General features: G+C 70.9%; 18 protein-coding genes and 1 tRNA gene. 4 read left to right on the forward strand and 15 right to left on the reverse strand.

The window, feature by feature from the left end; genetic code table 11:
• The first annotated feature begins 143 nt into the window (after positions 1-143).
• Complete coding sequence (locus ACIBK6_RS17040; protein WP_399052035.1) at positions 144-962, forward strand: phosphatase PAP2 family protein; 819 nt, start codon at positions 144-146, stop codon at positions 960-962.
• A complete protein-coding gene (locus ACIBK6_RS17045; RefSeq protein ID WP_399052036.1) occupies positions 959-1846 on the forward strand; it encodes a DMT family transporter in 888 nt (295 codons plus the stop codon). The genes ACIBK6_RS17040 and ACIBK6_RS17045 overlap by 4 nt, the downstream gene beginning before the upstream one ends.
• A gap of 30 nt (positions 1847-1876) precedes the next feature.
• Here the strand turns inward: ACIBK6_RS17045 and ACIBK6_RS17050 are convergent, their stop codons facing one another.
• From ACIBK6_RS17050 to ACIBK6_RS17070, 5 genes are all read right to left on the reverse strand, one after another.
• Positions 1877-2860, reverse strand: a complete 984-nt coding sequence (locus ACIBK6_RS17050; RefSeq protein WP_399052037.1) for an MDR family oxidoreductase — start codon at positions 2858-2860, stop codon at positions 1877-1879.
• A gap of 147 nt (positions 2861-3007) precedes the next feature.
• Complete coding sequence (locus ACIBK6_RS17055; RefSeq protein ID WP_399052038.1) at positions 3008-5677, reverse strand: TIM-barrel domain-containing protein; 2670 nt, start codon at positions 5675-5677, stop codon at positions 3008-3010.
• Between the two features lie 133 nt (positions 5678-5810).
• Complete coding sequence (locus tag ACIBK6_RS17060; RefSeq protein WP_399052039.1) at positions 5811-6389, reverse strand: hypothetical protein; 579 nt, start codon at positions 6387-6389, stop codon at positions 5811-5813.
• 176 nt (positions 6390-6565) lie between these two features.
• A tRNA-Pro gene (locus ACIBK6_RS17065) sits at positions 6566-6642 on the reverse strand.
• 158 nt (positions 6643-6800) lie between these two features.
• Complete coding sequence (locus ACIBK6_RS17070) at positions 6801-7982, reverse strand: Gfo/Idh/MocA family protein (protein ID WP_399052040.1); 1182 nt, start codon at positions 7980-7982, stop codon at positions 6801-6803.
• A gap of 1226 nt (positions 7983-9208) precedes the next feature.
• Between ACIBK6_RS17070 and ACIBK6_RS17075 the strand changes: the two genes are divergently transcribed.
• Positions 9209-10414, forward strand: coding sequence for an acyl-CoA dehydrogenase family protein (locus ACIBK6_RS17075; RefSeq protein ID WP_399052041.1), 1206 nt, complete (start codon positions 9209-9211; stop codon positions 10412-10414).
• A gap of 27 nt (positions 10415-10441) precedes the next feature.
• On the opposite strand, the gene ACIBK6_RS17080 is transcribed toward ACIBK6_RS17075, so the two are convergent.
• The 8 genes from ACIBK6_RS17080 to ACIBK6_RS17115 form a co-directional block, all read right to left on the reverse strand.
• Positions 10442-11011 (reverse strand): GAF domain-containing protein, encoded by a 570-nt coding sequence (locus ACIBK6_RS17080; RefSeq protein ID WP_399052042.1) that lies wholly within the window; start codon positions 11009-11011, stop codon positions 10442-10444.
• 2 nt (positions 11012-11013) lie between these two features.
• On the reverse strand, positions 11014-11631 hold the full coding sequence (locus tag ACIBK6_RS17085; RefSeq protein ID WP_399052043.1) for a GTP-binding protein: 618 nt from the start codon (positions 11629-11631) through the stop codon (positions 11014-11016).
• The gene (locus ACIBK6_RS17090) at positions 11609-11980 is read right to left on the reverse strand and encodes a DUF742 domain-containing protein (protein WP_399052044.1); all 372 of its coding nucleotides are present in this window, start codon (positions 11978-11980) and stop codon (positions 11609-11611) included. Before ACIBK6_RS17090 ends, ACIBK6_RS17085 begins: the two co-directional genes overlap by 23 nt.
• A 2-nt stretch (positions 11981-11982) precedes the next feature.
• The gene (locus tag ACIBK6_RS17095) at positions 11983-12417 is read right to left on the reverse strand and encodes a roadblock/LC7 domain-containing protein (RefSeq protein WP_399052045.1); all 435 of its coding nucleotides are present in this window, start codon (positions 12415-12417) and stop codon (positions 11983-11985) included.
• 7 nt (positions 12418-12424) lie between these two features.
• Positions 12425-14350: an ATP-binding protein gene (locus tag ACIBK6_RS17100; protein ID WP_399052046.1), complete on the reverse strand. Its 1926-nt coding sequence runs from the start codon at positions 14348-14350 to the stop codon at positions 12425-12427.
• Positions 14351-14763: 413 nt separating this feature from the next.
• Positions 14764-16827, reverse strand: a complete 2064-nt coding sequence (locus tag ACIBK6_RS17105) for a transglycosylase domain-containing protein (protein ID WP_399052047.1) — start codon at positions 16825-16827, stop codon at positions 14764-14766.
• Between the two features lie 125 nt (positions 16828-16952).
• Positions 16953-17810, reverse strand: coding sequence for a prolipoprotein diacylglyceryl transferase (lgt, locus tag ACIBK6_RS17110; protein ID WP_399052192.1), 858 nt, complete (start codon positions 17808-17810; stop codon positions 16953-16955).
• Between the two features lie 191 nt (positions 17811-18001).
• Complete coding sequence (locus tag ACIBK6_RS17115; protein ID WP_399052048.1) at positions 18002-19432, reverse strand: RICIN domain-containing protein; 1431 nt, start codon at positions 19430-19432, stop codon at positions 18002-18004.
• A 260-nt stretch (positions 19433-19692) separates the two neighbouring features.
• Between ACIBK6_RS17115 and ACIBK6_RS17120 the strand changes: the two genes are divergently transcribed.
• Positions 19693-20181 (forward strand): MarR family winged helix-turn-helix transcriptional regulator, encoded by a 489-nt coding sequence (locus tag ACIBK6_RS17120; RefSeq protein ID WP_399052049.1) that lies wholly within the window; start codon positions 19693-19695, stop codon positions 20179-20181.
• A 32-nt stretch (positions 20182-20213) separates the two neighbouring features.
• On the opposite strand, the gene ACIBK6_RS17125 is transcribed toward ACIBK6_RS17120, so the two are convergent.
• Together ACIBK6_RS17125 and ACIBK6_RS17130 are read right to left on the reverse strand one after the other, a co-directional pair.
• Positions 20214-20570, reverse strand: a complete 357-nt coding sequence (locus tag ACIBK6_RS17125) for a hypothetical protein (RefSeq protein ID WP_399052050.1) — start codon at positions 20568-20570, stop codon at positions 20214-20216.
• Positions 20567-21160 carry a DUF6232 family protein gene (locus ACIBK6_RS17130; RefSeq protein ID WP_399052051.1) on the reverse strand — a complete coding sequence of 198 codons (594 nt, stop codon included), beginning with the start codon at positions 21158-21160 and terminating at the stop codon, positions 20567-20569. Before ACIBK6_RS17130 ends, ACIBK6_RS17125 begins: the two co-directional genes overlap by 4 nt.
• Positions 21161-21354 lie beyond the last annotated feature (194 nt).

Here is a 21354-nt window from a genome sequence, read left to right on the forward strand (position 1 = left end):
CTCCTGCACATACGAGAGTAGGCTCCGCTCAACCGAGACGCAAACGTATCGAGACGTTTGCGTCTCGATGAGTTTCGATCTAGCCTTCCTACGTTTGCTTGTGTTTTTGCCACGTATCGATCCAGGTTCAAAGGGGCCGGAGAATGCCTGCCGGTATAACCAAGGGGACGCGTCGTCAGACCCGTCCCGCCGGACCGGAGACGACCGCATCCCGGCCGCCCCTGGTACGCGAGCTGCTGCTCGTGACCGCGCTCTTCCTCGTCTACAAGTTCGGCCGTCAGCTGGCGAACGGGCACGAGGCGAGGGCCTTCGACAACGCCGACCGGGTGTGGAGCTGGGAGCGCGCGCTGCACCTGCCCGGCGAGGGCGCCGTACAGCATCTGCTGCTGCACGGCGACACCCTGGTCAAGGCCGCCAACACCTTCTACGCGACGGTGCACTTCCCAGCCACGGTCGCCTTCCTGGTCTGGCTCTACCTGCGCCGCCCCGAGCACTACCTGTGGTCGCGCCGGGTGCTCGCCGCGCTCACCGCCGGCGCCCTGGTGCTGCACATCGCGCTTCCGCTCGCCCCGCCCCGGATGCTCGCGGCGACCGGCCTCATCGACACCGCGCAGGTGTACGGGCCCTCCGTGTACGCGGCGACGCCGGACGACGACGCCATGGCGAACCAGTTCGCCGCGATGCCCTCGCTGCACTTCGGCTGGGCGCTGATGGTCGCCATCGGGCTGATCGCGGCGACCCGCAGCCGCCGGCGGTGGCTGTGGCTGCTGCACCCGCTGCTCACCCTGCTCGTGGTCGTGGGCACCGCCAACCACTACTGGCTGGACGCGATCGTGGCCGCCGGACTGCTCGGCGCGGCGCTCTGCTTCGTCCCGGCACCCAAGCGCCGCGCGCCGGAGCCCGCCGCATCCGTGCCGGTCCCGCGCACCGCCGCGCCCCAGCTCTCCGAGGCCGTGCGATGAACGAGTCCGCGCTGCTCGCCATCCTGCTCTCGCTCGCCTCGGCCGCCGGTTACGCGCTGGCAGCCGTCGGCCAGTCCCGGCTCGCCGCCCAGGGCGGCGGCGGGCTCGGCAAGCTGCTCAACCGGCCGCTGTGGTGGTGGGCGGTCGGCCTCAACGCGGCCGGCGCGCTCATGCACGTGGCCGCGCTCCACTTCGGCCCGCTCACCCTGGTCCAGCCGCTCGGCGCGCTCACCCTGGTCGCGGCGCTCCCGCTCTCCGCGTACTACGAGCGGCGCCGCGTCACCCGGCGCGAGTGGCGCGGCGCGGCATGGACGCTGGCCGGGCTCGCCGGACTGATCGCGGTCACCGGACCCGCCACCCCCGGCGCCGCGCTGAACCTGCGCGAGGCCCTCGCCATCGCCGCGGCCACCGCACTGCTGCTCGCCTTCCTGGTACGGGCCGGAGCGCACTCCGCGCACGGCGGCCGCCTCGGCCTCGCCACCGCGTCCGGCGTCGCCTCCGCGGTGGCGTCCGCGCTGACCCAGACGGTCACCGCGGCACTGGCCCGCGAGGTGCCCGGGAGCGCGCTCGCCTGGTGGCAGACCGCGCTGATCGCGGTGCTCGTCTCGACGTTCGCGGTCGGCGGGCTGCTGCTCTCGCAGGCGGCCTACCGCGGTGGCCTGGCCGCCCCGCTGGCCGTGGTGAACCTGGCCAACCCCGCGGCGGCCGCGGTGATCGGTGTCGCGCTGCTCGGCGAGAGCTTCCACGGCGGGCCGGTGGGCTGGGCGATCGCCGCCGCGTCGGCGGGGGTGGCCGCCCGCGGCGTGATCATGCTGACCGGCGCCACCCCGGCGGAACTGCCCGCGGAGCTGCCGGCCCCCGAGCCGGTCCGGATCGCCGCCTGAGGGCGAGCCGGACCGCACCGGACCTGCCGGTCAGGCGTTGACGTCCACGACCGTGCGGCCGCGCACCTGGCCGGCGAGGATGCGCTCCGCGACGGCGGGCACCTCGTCCAGGCCGACGACCGTGGTCATCGTCTCCAGCCTCGCCAGATCGAGATCGCGGGCCAGCCGCTCGTACGCCCTCACCCGGCGCTCCATCGGCGCCTGCACGGAGTCGATGCCCGCCAGCGTCACCCCGCGCAGGATGAACGGCAGTACGGTGCCCGGCAGATCGGGTCCCTGGGCGAGCCCGCAGCTGGTGACCGTACCGCCGTAGCGGGTGCCCGCGAGGACGTTGACGAGGGTGTGGCTGCCGACCGAGTCGACCGCCCCGGCCCAGCGTTCCTTGCCGAGCGGGCGGCCCGGGCCGGAGAGTTCGGCCCGGTCGATGATGTCGGCGGCGCCCAGTTCGCGCAGGTAGTCGGCCTCGGCGGGGCGCCCGGTGGAGGCGAGCACCCGGTATCCGAGCTTGGCGAGGAGCGCCACGGCGACCGAGCCGACACCGCCCGCGGCGCCGGTCACGAGCACGTCGCCGCTCGCCGGGGTCACTCCGGCGTCCTCCAGGGCGAGGACGCTGAGCATCGCGGTGTATCCGGCGGTGCCGATCGCGGCGGCCTGCCGGGTGCTGAGCCCGGCGGGCAGCGGGACCAGCCAGTCGCCGCTGACCCGGGCCTTCTGCGCGAAGCCGCCGTCGTGGCTCTCGCCGACTCCGTAGCCGTTGAGCACGACCTTGTCGCCGGGCGCGAAGGAGGGGTGGCCGGACGATTCGACGGTGCCCGCGAAGTCGATGCCGGGCACCAGCGGATACGTCCGCACGATGCCCTTGTCGGCGAGCGCGAGGCCGTCCTTGTAGTTGACGGTCGAGTAGTCCACCGCGACGGTCACATCGCCCTCGTGGAGCTCGCTCTCCTCCAGCGTGACGGTCTCGACGCGGCGGCCCTGCTCGTCCTTGCTCACGCGGATGGCGCGGAATGACATCGAATCGATCCCCTAGCAGTCGAGTGCCTGATCAGCCGCGGGCGGTACGGCCGCCCGCGACTCGATCTTGCCCCACCGCCGTTACCGCCGTGCGGAGGGGCCGTACCGGACGGCTCACGGTACGGCCCCCGACCTGGTGACGGCCGTTCAGGCGAGCTCGACCGAGAAGCCGTGCCCGGTCGGCAGCGACGGTGTCCTGACCTCCGTCACTCCGGTCGCGGCGTCGTAGCACCATCCGCTGCCCGCCGCGGCGAGCTCGGCGGCGGAACCGTACCGGTGCAGCCGGTCCCCGCCGAGGGCGACGACCGCGGGAGCCGACTTGGTGTGCACGGTGAACCGGTAGGACCGGGTGGACGGCTTCCCCTGATAACTACCCACACTGGCACCGACGTTGACGACCGAGACGCGCCCGGCCGAGGTGACCTCGACCCGCTGGGTGGCCGAGGAGCCCTGGGCGTACTGCCGGGTGACCCCGTCGTCCTCGTACAGCGTGTACGAGGAACTGCCCCGCTGCGGGTAGATGTCGTAGTCGAGTTCTCCCTTGTCCCGGGTCTGCCAGGACGTCGTGCCCTTGGGCCACATCGGCACGATCGAGCCGCCCTTCACGAACAGCGGGAGGGTGTCGAGCGGTGCCGCGTAGTTGTTGACGGTGGTCGGGCCCTGGTAGGTCTTGCCGGTCCAGTAGTCGGTCCAGGTGCCCTTGGGCAGGTAGATCCCGTTGCGGACGCTGGTGTCGCTGTAGACCGGGGCGACCAGGAAGTCGGGCCCGGCCAGAAACTCGTACTTGGCGTCCGGACCAAGGGTGTTGGGGTCGTCCGGGTACTCCAGGGAGAGCGGCCGGACCGCGCCGACGCCGGTCTTCGCGGCGTCCTTGGAGAGCCCGTACATGTACGGGACGAGCCGCTCCTTCAGCTGGAGGTACTTGCGGTTGATGGCGGCGTACGGCTCGCCGTCGAGCCAGGGCTGCTGGTCGGCGGCCTTGCCGGTGGTGAGGTCCTTGGCCCAGCCGTCCATGGTCATCACGGCGGGCAGGAAGGCCTTCCACTGGAGGTCGCGGGTGTACATCTTGGGGTCGTGGCCGAAGATGCTGCCGATGTCGCCCGTGTTGTACGCGATGCCGGAGAGCGTGGCGCCCGCGTAGGTGGGGATCTGCCAGCGGATGTAGTCCCAGCTGAGCTTCTGGTCGCCGCTCCACAGGACGCCGCAGCGCTGGGCGCCGGACCAGGAGACGGGCAGCCAGACGAAGCCGCGGGCGTCGCTGTTGTTCTCGATGCCGGCCTTGGCCTGGTCGCAGGCGTTCAGGGCGAAGCCGTACCCGTTGCCGACCCAGGCCACGTCGAGTTTGGCGACCCGCTGGCCCGCCTTGACCTGCTCGGCGAGCTTGTCGAGGCCGTCCTGGGTCCACAGGCCCAGCTGGGTGTTGCGGGCCTGGAGGCCCTTGCCGGTCTCGGCGAGGTTCTCGTAGCCGCAACCGTAGCCGTCGTTGACCAGCATCCAGCCGAGCGGCATCTGGTTCTGGACGTAGCCGTCGGCGACCTTGAGCGCGTCCAGGGTGTGCCGCTCGCCCCGGTTGGCGTTGTGGAGGTAGCAGTCGGAGTCGCCGGGTTCGAGTCCGTACACGGGCGGCATGAAGGGCTTGCCGACGAGGGAGGTGTACTTGTTGATGACGGACTTCACGTCACCGGTGAAGTAGTAGGCGTCCAGCCGCCGTTCCTGCTGCCCGGTGCGCACGTGCGGCCCGAAGTCGTACACGCCGGGCGAGAAGGTGTTGCGGAACACGCCGTATCCGGCGGAGGAGATGTAGAAGGGCTGCGAGTTGTTCCAGCCCCCTTCGTTCCAGTTGGTGTTGTTGCCGACGTTCATCACCTGGTCGCGGTGGGAGAAGCTGCCGTTCTGCTCGCCGCCGCCGAAGAACTGCTCGTTCGTTCCGCGGGTCAGGCTCTGCCGCATGCCGCCGGAGGTCCAGCGCAGCGGGTCGGCCTCCGACCAGATCGCGGTGCGGTTGTCGCCCTTGTAGAGGGCGAAGCGGAGCGGCTTCTTGTAGACGCGCAGGACGACGCCCTTGCTCCGGATCCCGTAATAGGCGCCCGCGTCAAAGGACTTGGTGTCCTTCTGCGGCTTCGGCTCGGCCTGGATCATGTGGCTGCCTGGCGGGTCGGTGAAGGTGCCGTCCGGGGCGGCGCGCAGCCGCAGGGTGTCGTCGGCGAGGAAGTCCGCGCGGGCCTTGAGCGGGCCCGCCGCGATGTCGTACGTGCCGCCCTTGCCGCTGAAGCCGGTGAGGTTCCCGGCGTCGGTGGGCTCGGGCAGGTACGCCTTGCCGGTGAAGGAGGTGTGGTGCACGTCGTAGGGGACGACGACCACGTGGTACGTCCCCGACGCCTTCGGGATGACGGTCGCCTCGGGGTCGGCGGTGCCCGCGCTGGAGGCGACCTGCTTGCCGGCGGCGTCATAGATGTACAGGTCGAAGTCGTCGGTGGGGGTGGCCCATTGGATGGAGACGGGCACCCCGCCCTCCGGGTTGTCGTCCCACTGGCCGGCCGGCGGGTTCACGGTCAGGTCGAAGCGGTCGCAGACCGCGTTCGCCGGGTCCTGCGCGAGCGGTGGGCACTTGTCGGGCGAGCCGACCGTGCCCTTCTCATAGACCGGGCTCTGCCAGGTCACGGACTTCGTACCGCTGTCCAGGACGCCGCCGGGCGGCGCCGCGGCCTCGGCCCGGGCAGCCGGAACGGTCAGGGCGGTGAGGGCGAGCGCGAGCGCCGAAAGCACGGCGACGGCGGGCCGCCTGGGCGGGTGGGGACGGTGCCGGTGGATCCGCAAGAGTCGTTCTCCGTTCGTACCGAGCAGCAGCCGAGCGCGCGGCGTGCGCGTTCGTGCTTGGAACACTGGAGTTTCGAGCATCAAGATTCACCGTGGGCCGGGTACATGTCAACGGCTGGGCGGCGGCCGGTTACTACGGCAGGACGAACCAGTCCATGCCGAGCGCGGCCGCGAGACCCGCCACGAGGAGCCAGGAACCCAGCCGGGTACGCCCGTTGCGGCTCAGCTCGATGACCACACCGCACAGGATCAGCGCGAGTCCGTACACGCCGACGACGAGGACGGAGGAGCGGCTCGCCAGGCGTACGACGAGGACCACCGCCATCGCCGCCATGAGCACACCGGCGGCAACCATCCGCAGCCGCCGCGCCTGCCGGGGCGCCATACCTTGCCGCGCGGGCTCGTCCGCGAAGCCGTCGGAGTCCTCGGAGCTCTCGGGGGCCACCGCGGCGTTCAAGTCATCGGAGTCCCCGGAGCTCTCGCGGCCCTTCTGGCCCTCCTGGGCCTTCAAGTCAGTGGAACCATCGGCCTGTTGGGCGGCTGCCGGAGCTTCGGACCGGGGGGACTCGGAGCTCTGCGCGCCCTCGCGGGCTTCGGGGCTCTCCGGGTTCGAGGGCCGCCGCGCCGGGGGCTGCTCCGGTATCGTCGCCTTCGCCGCTGTGGGCGCTTCCGCGGCCGCGTCCACCGTTTGTTCCTGATCCGAGGTGCTCATGAGCCCGGATCGTAATCGCTTTCCCCCGCCACGGTGTTCCCCCCTGTCACCGCAGCGGCACACCCTGGCACGAGCCCGGACACAGACCGTGACCACTCGACTCCGCACGGCCCCGGAGGCAGCAGAAAGGCCGCCCTCGCATCTCTGCGAAAGCGGCCTCCGACCGGCGAATACGCTGGTCGGGACGACAGGATTTGAACCTGCGACCCCTTGACCCCCAGTCAAGTGCGCTACCAAGCTGCGCCACGTCCCGGTGCTCGTCTGACCTGGGGTTTCCCCGGGCCGAACGCGCATCAGAACAATACCGCACTTCGCCGGGTGGTCACGAACCCGTTCCCGGCGCGACGCACGACGCAGCCCGGCCGCGCGCCCGCCCACGGCCCGAGCCCCGACCCGGCCTCGGCCGCTCCCCTACCGCTGCCCCCGCTCGAAGTACGCCGCCAGTTCGGGGTCGAGCCGCGGGACCTCGCGGGGGGTGCCGCCGGCCCGTAGGGAGGCCGTGGCCTGGTAGCCCGCCGCCACCGCCATCCGGGCCGCCACCGGCGAGGTGTCGGTACGGCCCCCCTCGCGTACGAAGCGCAGGAACTCGTCGATGATCAGTGGGTCCGCGCCGCCGTGCCCCCGGTCGTCCTGGGCCTGGGGGATCTCGTGCGTCTCGTCGGGCTCGGGGCGGTACTCGGAGCGCCGGGAGTTCCAGACCTTCACCTGGCCACCGGGGCCGTCGCCGAAGTTCTCCAGGCGGCCCGCGTCGCCGATGACCGTGTAGTTGCGCCAGTAGTCGGGGGTGAAGTGGCACTGCTGGTAGGAGGCGAGGACGCCGTTGTCGAGGCGCATGTTGAGCAGCGAGACGTCCTCGATGTCGATGACGGGGTTGAGCGCGCGCTGGCTGTGCGGTGGCCAGTGGCCGTCCTCCGTGTACCAGTCGTCCGTCTTGGGCTCGCCGGGCGCCCTGCGATGCGGGTTGTCGCCGTACACCATCAGATCGCCCATGGCCTGGACGTCGCGCGTGTAGCCGCCGGACAGCCAGTGCAGTACGTCGATGTCGTGCGCGGCCTTCTGCAGCAGGAGGCCGGTGGTGTACTGGCGCTCGGCGTGCCAGTCCTTGAAGTACCAGTCGCCGCCGTACCCCACGAAGTGGCGCACCCAGACCGTCTTGACGGTGCCGATGGCGCCCCGGCCGATGAGATCGCGCATGATCCGCACGACGGGCATGTGCCGCATGTTGTGGCCGACGTACAGCCGGGTGCCGGTCTCGCGCGCGGTGTGCAGGATCTCGTCGCAGCGCTCGACCGTGATGTCGAGGGGCTTCTCCACGAAGACCGGCTTGCCGGCGAGCAGGGCCGCGCAGGCGACGTCGGCGTGCGTGTGGTCCGGGGTGAGGACGAGCACGGCGTCGAGGTCCGGGGCCTCGGTCACCTCCCGGTGGTCACCGGCGACGCGCGCGCCGGGAAACGCCGTGGCGGCGGCCGCGCGGGCCCTGGGGTCGGGGTCCGCGACGGCGGCGACGGTCGCACCGCGTCCCGGCCGGTGCGCGGTGCGCGCGATGCTGCCGCGCATGCCGTATCCGATGACGCCGATACGGAGGTCGGTCATGTCAACTTCCTTCTCGTCGGGCGGTGTTGCCGGGCGGGCCGGGCGGCGCAGGGCAACGCCGGTGCGAAGGGCGGCGGGGCGCCGGCCGACGGGCATGCTGGGCATTGTTCTCGATGCCGGTGGCCGATGCGGGTACATCGCGGCAGCCGGTTCCCGGCATCGGCCGGGCCCTCGCTCGCATGACACGGCAGGTGGCCGGATTCCTCACCACTTCCCCACACCTCACGGACCACGCGGGCCTGTTCCCTCACGCGCGCCGCTCGGCCAATCCGGGTATCGCCTCAGTGGCGGGTGTCCGGATACAGTTGCTTCCCGGCCGGATCGCGCCAATACCGAGGGAACGCGACGACAGCGGCGCCCGGTTCCGCATCGCCCGCTCCGGCCTGCGCCCCTGCACCACCCAGTCACACCGTTCGCGCCGCACCGTACCCCAACGCGCTGCGCACGGGCGTTGGCGTTCTCGTGCGAAAGGGCGTTCAGGCTCGCTTCGTTTGTGATCGACTCCCCTGCGGTGAACGGAAGTTCAGACATCGGGGCCCTCGGCCCGCGCGGACTTCCCCGGGCGGTGCCGTACCGTCGATTCAGCGCTTCACTCGCCGCGCCTCGCTCCGCAACCGCTCGCACCGCCGCCGGACAGGGTTCCGCCATGCTTCGCCCCGTACGGAAGGCGGCCAGGTCAGCGGTGCGGCAGGGGTGCTCGCGCGGCATTCCGGGTCGGTTGCGCGGGGCGTCTGTTCGCGGGTCAACTCCGGTCCGCTGCGGGGCGATCCGCCACCCGACGCCACCTCAGCGAAGGGAAGGGGCTGGTCCGTACGGCAGCGTGGGCTTGTGCCGTTCACCCACACGGATCAAGGAGAGTTCATTTCCGTCGATCTCGAAGCCGAATCGGTTCTTCAACTGTCCTCGGATGTCACGACCGTGCCCATCTGATTCCGCTTGCTGTCCCTCAGTGCCACATGCCCACGAAACCTTTGCCGTGGGCATGTGGCAGAAACATGGGTGAAGGGGATGCAATCGACGGGGACCGAACGGGCCGGACCACACAGAACACATCGTCAACCACACGTCAACACGCCGGGTTCCGGCCAAAGTTGACGATGAACGTTGTACGAGCCGACGGTGATCAACAGCATGAGGGGGGTCGGCCTCTTCGGAACGGGACCACTGCCGATGCACCACCTGCGCGGGCCACCCGCGACAGGCGTTTCGCGGAGGAGGGCTCACGGATGGACGGATACTTCAACACCCGGCTGCACCATCAACTCAGGGAAGACGTCAGGCACTTCGCGGAACGCGAGGTCCGGCCACGGATCGCCGAGATGGAGGCAGCTCGCACCGTCCAGCACGAGCTGTCACGGCTCATCGCCCGGCAGGGCTGGATCGGAGCCACCGTCAGCCCCGCGTACGGCGGGATGGGGGTGGGGCACCTCGGCAAGACCATCATCATCGAGGAGCTCTCCCGGGTCAGCGGCGCGATGGGCGCCATGGTGCAGGCCTCCCAGCTCGGTGTCGCCAAGATCGTCCACTTCGGGAACGAGGAGCAGAAGAAGACCTGGCTGCCCGCGGTCTCCGCGGGTGAGTGCCTGCCGACGATCGCGGTCACCGAGCCCGAGTCGGGCGGCCATGTGCTGGGAATGGCGGCGAGTGCGGTCCGCGACGGTGACGACTACCTACTCAATGGCCGGAAAGTGTATGTCGGCAACAGCCATGTCGGCGATCTTCACGGTGTGGTGCTGCGCACCGGGCCCGGCTCCCAGGGGCTTTCCGCCTTCCTCGTCGAGTCCGACCGGCCGGGCTTCTCCCTTGGCGAGCACCGCGAGTCCATGGGCCTGCACGGCTTCAGCTTCGGCGAGCTGTCCTTCGACAACTGCCGTGTCCCCGCCGTCAATCGGCTCGGTGAGGAGGGCGACGGGCTCGCCGTCGCGTACTCCTCCAGCGTGCTGTACGGGCGGGCCAACCTGACCGCCGTCTCGCTCGGCATCCACCAGGCGATCCTGGAGGAGACGGCCACGTTCTGCACGGAGCGGATCCGTTACGGCAAGCCGTTGCACGAACTCCCCAACATCAAAATCAAGTTGGGGCAGTTGCAGTCCCGGCTGATGACGGCCCGGCTCGCCGCCTACCACGCGGTCCATCTGCTCGACCAGGGTCTGCCGTGCGACGCCGAGCTGATGAACGCCAAGGTGGTCAACGTGGAGTCGGCGCTGGACTCGGCCCGCAACGCCATGGAGATCCACGCGGCGGCCGGTCTGTTCACCGACCGCCCCATCGAGCGGTATCTGCGCGATGCCCACCACATCTTCGCCCCGGCCGGCACCTCGGACGTACAGCTGCTGCGGCTGGCCGAGGCGGCGCTTGGCACGGCGAAGGGCCAGTGGTCCCAGCGGCTCTCCGAGCTGGTGCGCATGGAGGAGCTGGCCGCGGCCCACTGACCGCGCGGCGTACGAGCGGGACGGCGGTCAGTAGCCGCCGTCCTCGCGCCGGTGGATCTGCTCGACCAGCTCCGCCGCCATCGACTTGATGGTTTCGAGCCCGGCCCGGCCCCAGGGCCTGGGTTCGGTGTCGACCACGCAGATCGTGCCGAGCGCGATCCCCGTACGGTCGATGAGCGGCGCCCCCAGATACGACCGGATGCCGATCTCGTCCACGACGGGATTGCCCGCGAAGCGCGGGTAGTCGCAGACGTCCTCCAGGACCAGCGCCTTGCGGCGGACCACCACGTGCGGGCAGTACCCGTGGTCGCGCGCCATGATCCGGCTGACCCCGCCGGCCGTGGCCGCGGCTCCGAGGTCGGAGCCGGTGCGGGTGCCGTCCGGGGTGTGGAGTCCGGCGAAGAACTGCCGGTTCTCATCGATGAAGTTGACCATCGAGAAGGGCGCCCCGGTCACCTCGGCGAGCTTGTGGGCGAACTCGTCGAAGGCGGGGTCGGGCTGCTCCCCTATCCCCAGCTGGCGCAGCCGCTGCACACGCACCGGCGCCTCCCGGTCGACGGGGGTGAGCAGCAGGTGTCCGGTCGGGTCGTACGTCATAGTCAGGCTCCATGGCTGGTGGCTGCCGGGATGGTGGCGAGCAGGTGCTGGACCAGGGTGACCAGCGTGCTGATGCCGGAACTGCCGATGCGGGCGTCGCACAGCACGACGGGGACCTCGGGCTTGAGGTCTATGGCGGCCCGCACCTCCTCCGGCTCGTAGCGGTAGGAACCGTCGAACTCGTTGACGGCGACGAGGAATCCGATCCCGCGCCGCTCGAAGAAGTCCACGGCGGAGAAGCATTCGTCGAGCCGCCGGGTGTCGGCGAGGATGACCGCGCCCAGGGCCCCCTCGGACAGCTCGTCCCACATGAACCAGAAGCGCTCCTGTCCGGGCGTGCCGAACAGATAGAGCACATGGCGGTCGTCGAGGGTGATGCGGCCGAAGTCCATGGCGACCGTGGTGGTCGTCTTGGACTCGACCCCTTCGAGACTGTCGTGCGCCACGCTGACCGTGGTGAGCAGCTCTTCGGTGGAGAGCGGTTCGATCTCGCTGACCGCTCCGACAAAGGTCGTCTTGCCGACCCCGAACCCGCCCGCGACGAGAATCTTCAGCGCGGTCGGGAACAGGTCCACGGCGTCCCCGGCGGGGAGGGCTTCAAAGCCGTCGTCGTAGGCCATCGAGGACTGCCTCCAGCAGAGATCGGTCGGTGGGCGTGTGGTGGAAGCGGGGGGCCCGTGCGGTCACCGCCCCGCAGTCCACCAGGTCGGACAGGAGCACCTTGGTGACGACGGCCGGCAGCCGCAGGTGCGCCGAGATCTCCGCCACCGAGGTGGGTCCCTTGCACAGGCCGAGGGCCTGCGAGTGCTCGGGCCCCAGGTGTGCCTGGGGCACCGAGCCGGTGGCCATGACCTGGGAGAGCAGGTCCAGGGTCGCGGTCGGCCTGGTGCGTCCGTTGCTGACGGTGTAGGGGCGGATCAGCCGCCCCGCCGCATCGTCCAGCCACGGGCCGTCCTGCGGGGCCGGCACGGTCAATTCCTCAGGCCGCTCGGTGATCCGGCGCCTTGCCGGGCCGGGGTCACGAGATACGGCCGTACGCTCTTGACGAGCATGGCCATCTCGTAGCCGAGGACCGCCGCGTCGGCCTCCCGGCCGGCGAGGACGGCGAGACAGGTGCCCGAGCCGGCCGTGGACACGAACAGCAGCGTGGAGTCGAGCTCCACCACCACCTGCCTGACCTCGCCGCCGTCGCCGAAGCGCGCCCCCGCGCTGCGGCCCAGCGAATACAGGCCGGAGGCGAGGGCTGCCATGTGGTCGGCGCTGTCGGTGTCCAGGCCGTGAACGGATTTCACCAGACCGTCGGAGGAGAGCAGAACCGCATTGCGGGTGTAGGGCACCCGCTGGACCAGTCCGCTCAGCAGCCAGTCGAGGTCCGAGACGTGTCCGGTCGGGGCATCGCTCGCCATGGTGCATCTACTCCTTGGAGTGTTCGGCGTCAGTGTCCAACTGGTGCGCCTGGAGGGAGAGGTGGGTCGGCTGTGCGGAGTGGGTCGGCTGGGACTCGGCGAGTCCGATGCCCCGCTGGAAGGCGGCCATCAACCCCGGGTCGTGCAGGGCGTGTTCGTCTTCCCGGCGGGGTGCGGGTGCGTCCCGCAGCTGGGGTACGAGGTGCTCCTGGCTGCGGCGCCGGGGCAGGTCGGGGCGGCCCATGGTGCCGCGCACGGCGCCGTTCTGGGCGCGCGGCACGGGGGGCAGCCGGGGTTCGGCGGGCTCGGGGGCGGTGCCGTGGTTGATGCCGGGGGGCGCGGCGGCCGGGTTGGGCCGCTCGTCGTGCGTGCCGCGCACGGGCAGCGGCACACTGCCGTGTCCGGCCGTGGTCGGCTCGTCCAGGCGCGGCCTGGGCACGGGCGGCAGGTGGTGGGTCGGCCGCGGCAGGTCGTGGGTCGGCCGCGCCTGGTGCGCGGGCTGCGCAGGTGCGGGGGCGAGGGCGGGCGCGGGGACGGCGGCCGGGACCGGGACGCTCACCTCGGCGGGTCGCGCGACCTGGGCGGGCGCCGGGACGGCGGGCATCCGGCCGGTGCTCTCGGTGGCGTGCTGCGGGGCGTCGCCCAACTGGCTGGTGCTTTCCTGCTCGGCGCCCAACAGGCCCTGCGGCAGCACGAGTACGGCCTGTACTCCGCCGTAGATGTTGGTCTGGAGGCGGACCGCGATGCCGTGCCTGCGGGCCAGGGCCGAGACCACGAACAGCCCGATGCGGCCGTCCTGGAGGAGGTGGGCGACGTTGACCTGGTCGGGGTCGGAGAGCAGTGCGTTCATCTTGTTCTGCTCGGTGAGCGGCATGCCGAGGCCACGGTCCTCGACCTCGATGGCCAGACCCGCCGTCACATGCTGGGCACGCAGCAGGACTTGGGTGTGCGGGGCGGAGAACACGGTGGCGTTCTCGACCAGTTCGGCGAGGAGGTGGATGACGTCGGCGACGGCGTGGCCGCGCAGCGTCCCGTCGATCGGCGGCACCAGCTTGACCCGGGGGTACTGCTCGACCTCGGCGATGGAGGAGCGCAGGACCTCGGTCATGGTGACCGGGTGGGACCACTGGCGCCGCGAGATGGCGCCGCCGAGCACGGCGAGGTTCTCGGCGTGCCGGCGGATGCGGGTGGCCAGGTGGTCGACGTGGAACAGGCCCTTGAGCAGCTCCGGGTCCTCGACCTCGTTCTCCAGCTCGTCCAGGAGCTGGATCTCGCGGTGCACGAGGGACTGGAGCCTGCGGGCGAGGTTGACGAAGACCTCGACCTTCTGTTCGTTGCCGACGCTGCTGGAGAGCTGGGAGGCCTGCACCACGGCGGCCACCGCGGCGTCGTGCGAGCGGTTCAGCTCATGCGCGAGCAGCTCGAACTCGTCGGCCCCCGCCGGGAGTTGGGCCGGGGCATGGCGCCCGGGCGGGCCTTCGCCGCGGCGCAGCGCCTCGACGACGGTACGGAGGTCGGCGGCGGATCGGGCGGTGCCGCGGCGCAGTCCGTTGGCGCGGCCGAGCACCGTCTTGGCGGCGCGGTCCGCGCCGATTCCGGCCGCGACCAGAGCGGCGATCGCGAGCGCGGCCAGGCCCGCGAGCGCGGCCCAGAGTCCTGGCGAGGGGTGTTTGCCGGTGGAGTGCAGAGTGAAGGCAACGGCGGCCGCGCCGCACAGCACCGCCACGGTGGCGGGCAGCACGGCGGCGCGCAGCAGCTGCGGCCGTATGCGGGACTCGGGCGACGGGCGCGGCCCGGGGGGCGTCGGCGCCCGGCCGGCCGGGGTCTGGCGACCGGCGTCGGCCGGGGGCTGCTGCGGCCGGGTGGCGTTGCGGCCGTGCCGCCCGCCCTCGCGGCGGTCCGGCCGCGCGGCGGGTGCGCGGAGATGAGACATCGGCGTCCTCGGTGCGTGGGGTGGTCCCAGGGATCATTGTGGCAGGCCCAACTCGGCTGCTGTAGGGCCCACATTGATCGGCGACCACTTACGGTAGTCGTCAATCCATCACCCTCGGTGCTCAGTTGGCAAAGTTCCACGCACAGCGTCCCGCTCTGGTATGACGCATCGTACGACAGACCGATAACGTGCGGGATCTTCAACTGCCCACTACGGAACGGCTACTGCCGCTTTCTGCTCTTCCGCGTTCCGTTTCGTGTCGTACGCCGGTGCGGCCGCGCGGCGGTGACAGGGTCGCCGCCACAGGTGGCCGGAATGTGCTGCTACGTGGGTTCGAAGGGCAGCGACGGCTGGGACCGCATCGGCGACGGCTGCCGGGACTTCCCCGGCGCGGACCGATCCGCGCCGGATCCCTACCCCTTCTTCGATCCGGGCAGCGGGGTCGTGGTGAGCGTTCCGGCGGGGTCTCCGGCGAGTGCTCCTTCGATGGCGTCGCGCCAGACGGGGCCGGCCAGGGTGCCGCCGAATGCCTGGCCGACGGTGCTGCCGCCGATGCTCTGGCCGTCGAGGTCCTGCGGGCTCCTGGTGTCGCCGACGACGGCGGCGCCGGACAGTTCGGGGGTGTACCCCGCGAACCAGACCTGCTTGCTGGCGTCGGTGGTGCCGGTCTTGCCCGCGCTGTCCCGGTCGGTGAGCCCGGCGGGCTTGCCGGTGCCGTCCTGGACGACGCCCAGGAGCATGGTGGTGACGGTGTCGGCGGTCTGCGCGGACATCACCTGATGGCAATTGGCCTGCGGCACCGGGACGTTCCGGCCGTCCGGCTTGGTCACCGAGGTGATGGCGACCGGGGTGCAGTACGTGCCGTGATTGGCGAAGGTCGCGTACACATTGGCCATTTCCAGCGGGGTCAGGTCGTTGCTGCCCAGCGTGAGCGAGGGGACCACCTGCAATTTGGTGCCGCCTGCCTGCACCGTGATGCCGAGCGCGTTGGCCATCTTCGCCACCGGGCACAGACCCGTGTCGGCCTCCAGCTGGGCGAAGTAGGTGTTGACGGACTGCGCCATGGCGTCCGGCATGGCGAACGGTCCGGCCAGGGACTTGCTGTCGTTGTGGACCTCGCCGCTCTCCGGGTAGGTGTGGCCCGAGCAGTCGGACATGGCGGGCCACGGCATGGAGTACGGCGCCGGGAACCGCTGGTCCGGTGGTGTGCCGTTCTCCAGGGCGGCGGCCGCCACGATCGGCTTGAAGGTCGAGCCGGTCGGGAAGCCCAGACCGCCGCCCAGGTCCGTGCCGACATTGAGGTTGATCTCGGTCTGGTGGGCGCCCAGGCCGTAGTCGCGGCTCTGCCCCATCGCGACGATCTTGCCGGTGCCGGGCTGGACGAGGCTCATCACGGCGGCCGCATCGTCCGTGGTGAACGCATGGGAGGTGACCGACTGCTGGAGGGACTTCTGCGCCTTCGGGGCGAGCGTCGTGCGGATCTGCAGACCGCCCCTGCTCCACAGGGCCTGCCGCTCGGCGGCGGTCTTGCCGAACGCCGGATCCGTGACGAGGGTCCGGTGTACGTAGTCGCAGAAGAAGCCCTCACCCTGCTGGGCGGTGATGCAGCCCTGCCGTGGCGCGCTGACCTGGAGTTTGATCGGTGTGCTGATCGCCTCCTTGGCCTGTGCGGTGGTGATCGAGCCGTACTGGGCCATCTTGGTCAGCACCGTGTCGCGGCGCTCCTTGGCCAGGCGGGCGTTGGTGACCGGGTCGTACATCGACGGCGACTGGACGAGCCCGGCCAGGAGCGCCGCCTGGGGCAGCGAGAGGTCCTTGGCGTGCACGCTGAAGTAGCGCTCAGCGGCCGCCTCGATCCCGTACGCCTGCTCGCCGAAGAAGGTGATGTTCAGGTAGTTGGTGAGGATCTGGTCCTTGGGCAGGGTCTGCTCCAGCTCGATCGCGTAGCGCAGTTCCTGGATCTTGCGGCCGACGGTCTGGCGCTGGGCTTCGAGGACCGCCTTCTGGTCACTGCCGGCCTGCTCCACGAACACGTTCTTGACGTACTGCTGGGTGAGGGTGGAGGCACCCTGGGCGACGCTGCCGCTCGCCGCGTTCTTGTTCAGCGCGCGCAGCACGCCCTGCAGGTCCACGGCCCCGTGCTGGTAGAAGCGGTTGTCCTCGATGTCGACGAGCGCCTTCCGCATGACCGGGGCGATCTGCCCGCCGGGTATGACGGTGCGGTTGCGGTCGTAGACGGTGGCGATGAGACCGCCGTCGGCGTCGTAGATCTGGGACGCCTGGGAGAGCGGCGGCGTCTTGAACACGTCCGGAAGGCTGTTGAAACTCTGCGCGGCGGACTTGGCGCCCATCCCGAGCGCGCCCACCACGGGCAGCGCGATCCCGGCGGCCAGCGCGCCCGCCAGGATACTGACCCCGAGAAACCGGAAGGTGCGGGCGGTGGTGGATCCGGGCGGGCGGGAGCGCATCGAGGGCATACTGCGAAACATACGCAGCACACCTATGAATTCCGTCAAATAATCGTCTTTGGAGGGTAATTCCGGCTGCCCTCAGGCCGACGACCTGGACGTTCGCCGCTGTCGCCGACGTCCCCGCTGCCGGATCAGCGCTGCTCGCCGTCCTCGTGCCCGGCCCCGGTGTCCGCCGTCTCCGGGGGCGTCTCGCGGGGCCCGGAGCGGCGGGTGGCGTACAGGTAGCCGAGGGCCCCGGCGAACAGGCCGACGGAGACCCAGTCGTTCAGGCGCAGCCCGAGGAAGTGGTTGGCGTGGTCGACGCGCAGCGCCTCGATCCAGGCGCGGCCCGCGGTGTAGGCCAGCACGTAGCAGGCGAACAGCCGCCCCCGGCGCGGCCGGTAGCGCCGGTCGAGCCACAGCAGCAGGGCCATCACGCCGAGGTCCCACAGCGACTCGTACAGGAAGGTGGGGTGGTAGAAGGCGACGGTGGGGCTGTCGTCCGGGCGGTGCGCCGGGTCGATCAGGAGTTTCCAGGGCAGGCTGGTCGGGACGCCGAACAACTCCTGGTTGAAGTAGTTGCCCCATCGCCCGATCGCCTGGGCCAGCACCAGGCCCGGGGCGGCGGCGTCCGCGAAGTCCGCGAGCTTGATGCCGCGCCGGCGGCAGCCAAGCCACGCCCCGACCGCGCCGAGTGCGACGGCGCCGGGGATGCCGAGCCCGCCGTCCCAGATGTACAGCGCGCGGATGGGCTGCCTTCCGGCGGCGAAGTACAGCTCCGGATCGGTGATCACGTGATACAGCCGCCCGCCGAGCAGGCCGAACGGCACCGCCCACACCGCGATGTCGGCGATGTCCTCCCGGTTGCCGCCCCGCGCGGCCCACCGCCGCCCGGTCAGCCACACGGCGACGAATACGCCGGTGATGATGCACAGCGCGTACGCGCGGATCGGCACCGGCCCGAGGTGCCACACCCCCTGGGAGGGGCTCGGCAGATACGCCAGCGTCATGGGGGTCATCGCTCTCGCCGTACGGTCCGGGCCAGTGCCGGAGGACCCGCACGACATTACATCGGGCCCCGAACCTTTCGAGTGACGGATGGGATCCGGCGACCTGGGGGTGTCCGGTGGGTCAGGGTCGGGCGGGGCGCGGCGGCTGGTGCGGTGCCTCGCGAGGCATGGAGATACCGCTGGGCGGCGCGTCAGCCGATCTTCCACTCCTGCCAGGGGGCGTTGGCCTGGCTGCAGTCATAGACCAGCACCGCTTCGTTGAGGGCCGCCGGGTCGCTGAGGCACTGGTTGGTCTCGACGCTGAGGATGTTGACGTAGCCATTGCCCTTGTCCACCAGGCGCCACTTCTGGTTGGCGGGCAGCCTGCCCTCCTTGAGGTACTGGTCACCGCCGTTGACCGACCGGATGGCGGTGTCCCGGTCGTTCCCGTTCTTTTCGAGCACGCTCCCCGGCGCGTTGCCCGGGACGAAGGCGACGGTGTCGTCGGGGTAGCGGTACAGCGTCCACCACTGGTTGCGGCCGTACTGCTCGTTCGACCACTGGTACGTGGTGACCTTGGCGCCGTTCTCCTTGCTGCCCCCCAGGACGTCGAGCACGGCGATGGAGTTCCCGCGGCTCTTGATGACCACCGGTTCGGACACCGAGAGCTTCTTGCCGCTGTCGCTCCTGGCCGGGGGCGGCGGCGCGGCTCCGCCACCACCACCGCCACCCTTGGGGGCGTCCGCCTTCGGGGGCACCTGCGGGGCCGCGGGGGCGCCGGCCGCGCCGGAGGCCTGCGGCGACGGTGGTGCCGAGGGGGCCTGACTGGCCACCGGGCCCTGGGAGTTCTGCTGGGGTGTGAGCTGGGCCGCGCCCTCCGCCTTCTCGCCGGCCTGGGTCTTGATGTTCGGATCGTGCTGGAACCACACCACCGTCAGCGCCACCGTCGCCGCCACGAGAACCGAGCCCGCCGCGAGCACCCAGCGCGGAAACACCGACGGCTGGATGTACGTGCCGTGCAGTTCCTCGGGCGCTGGTGAGTCGGCCCGTAGGACCGAGACGGAGAACGGGTGCTGGGTGGTGGTGCCGACCCATTTCACCTTGCCCGGCGTGATGTTCAGCTCCGCGAACCCGGCGCGGCCCGGCGCCACCCGCACCGCCCCCGGCAAGGCCGCCACCTCGACCGCGTCCCCGTTGTCCCGGGCCGAGAACGACGCCGTCAGGGGCTGGTTGCCCAGGTTGTCCACCGCGATGCGCCCCTTGGCCCGCCGCCACCCGCGCACCGTGCGCGGCACCAGCTCGGCCCGCAGTGCGTGGTACGCACCGATCGTGACCCGGCCCTCCACCACGTCACCCGCACCGGGGTGCTCCCGCGGCTCGACCCTGATGCCGAACGGCATCGGACCCGCGGGCGCGTCGGGGGTGCGGGGCGGAGCGACCGTGATCTCCGCGATCCCCTCCGTACCCGGATAGAGCCGCAGCGCGGCAGGCTCCACCGTGGTCCAGCCCGCCCCGTCCCCCAGTGGGGACAGCCGGTACTCCTCGACCGTGTCCCCGGTATTGCGCACCCGCAGCCTCACCACGGCGCTGTCCCCCGGGTCGACACTCGTCGCGGCGGGCTCCAGTAAAGTCCAGATACTCACGCACCGATTCAAATGCCCCGCGTCGGCCCGTACACCGGCGGAGCGGACAGCTCCGGAGGCAGTCACCGCTGCCCCGCCGCACCGCGTGACCAGCCGTCCGCCCGCGCGCGCCGATCCACTGCACGGGCCGGTCCCGCGAGGGTTCCCGGACCGAGCAGTCGTGACTCCTCCCCCGGTTGAAGCCGGGGATACCCACGCAAGATCAGGCATGGCAAAACGCCCCGCACCCAGCCTGCCGCAACGCCCTTTAGGCTGACGCCATGCCGCAGACCCGCACCGAGACGCCGCCCGGCGGGACCGCCGCGCCGGACGCCCGCGTGCTCACCGAGGCCGTCACTCGGCTGCGACGTGCGCTGCGCGCGTCGATCCGCACCGACTACCCGTGGGAAACCCTGCCCATGGCCCAGGTCGAGCTCCTGCAGGTCCTCGCCGGGCACTCACCGGCCCGCGTCAGCGATCTCGCCACCCGCCAGCGGCTGGCCGCGAGCACCGTCTCAGGTCTCGTCGGGCAGATGGTCACCGCCGGACTCGTCACCCGCGAGGTCGATCCCGCCGACCGCCGCGCCTCCGTCGTCACCCTCACCGAAGCCGGCCGCGCCCAGCTCACCTCCTGGGCCCAGGCCCACGAACGCCGCCTGGACACCGCCCTCGACGCCCTGAACGAGGCCGACCGCACTGCCGTACGAGCTGCCCTGCCCGCCCTGCTGCGCATCGCCGAACACCTCGACGGCGACGAGGCGGGGGCCTGAACGGCAGCCCAGACGCCCGGACTGCGCGGCGGTTACCGCCCGCCCACGAGGTCCAGGATCTTGTTGACCGTCTCCAGTACCGGGCGCCCCACCGTTCCCACGGTCGCGGCGATGCCCGCGACGGCCATCAGCGCGCGGTGGCGCTCCTGCTGCGGGACCGGGGCGTCGGTGGTGATGCTCGGCAACGAGTCGTCGATGGCCTGGACGCTGGCGGGCGGGACCTGAGCGCGCAGGTCCTGGAGCAGGTGGTGCAGTTCCGTGAGGGCCTCGGTCAGCGCCGGGGGCACCTCCTGGGTGTCGCCGGTCCCGGAGTTCTTGATCATGCCGGTATTGTTCCGGCCGCCGTGCATGGTGACGTTGTCGCCGAAGTAGTAGTTGTCGCCGCTCATGAGTTGGCCATCCCCACGTTTCCCGATCCGCCGTACATGTTCACGTTGTCGCCGAAGTAGTAGTTCTTGGGGCTGATGGTGAGAGCCTCCACTCGTACGTGGAACTCGGTCTCCGGGTGCTCGATCGCGTTGGTGAGGTAGCCGACGAGTTGCCGCAGGTGTCCCGGGTTGGCGCTGGTCACCACCGCGATGGAGGGGCCGGACGTCTCGACGGACAGCACGTAGTGCGACTGGGCCGTCAGTACGGACGCCAGCTCCACCCCGGACCAGATCAGCGCCGCCGCAGCGCCCAGCCACACGAAGACGAGGAGCGTTCCGGCCCCGCCGTCGGAGCGGCCGCCGAAGGAGTGCAGTCCTCCCCAGGCCGCGCTCAGCAGGGTCAGACCGATCGCCCCCGACAGTGTGATCGCCGCCCTCTTGAAGAAGAGCAGTGCGGCTTCCTTGCGCCTGGGGTGGATGGTGAACGTGTGGACCCGCGCTATGTTCCGCAGCGGGTAGACGGCATCGCCGATCCACAACAACCGCTTGCTGACCCGCAGATCGATGCTGACGGTCGGCGCCGCCGCAGGCGGAGCGGGAACGTCCGGCATGTGCTGCCACGAGCTCGTCGCCCCCGGCGGCCCAGGCGGCTCGGCCGGCCGCATCGGCTCTGAGTTCTGCACAAATCCCCCCGAAATGTCGTCCGAAGCGCCACGCGCATCCGGAACATTAACAACACGACTCCCTTTCCGTGAAAGGGAGTTACGGTTCCGTCCTTGCCAAAACCGGCCAAGGAGCAGGCCGG

Source organism: Streptomyces sp. NPDC050485 (assembly GCF_044458185.1).
GTDB lineage: Bacteria > Actinomycetota > Actinomycetes > Streptomycetales > Streptomycetaceae > Streptomyces.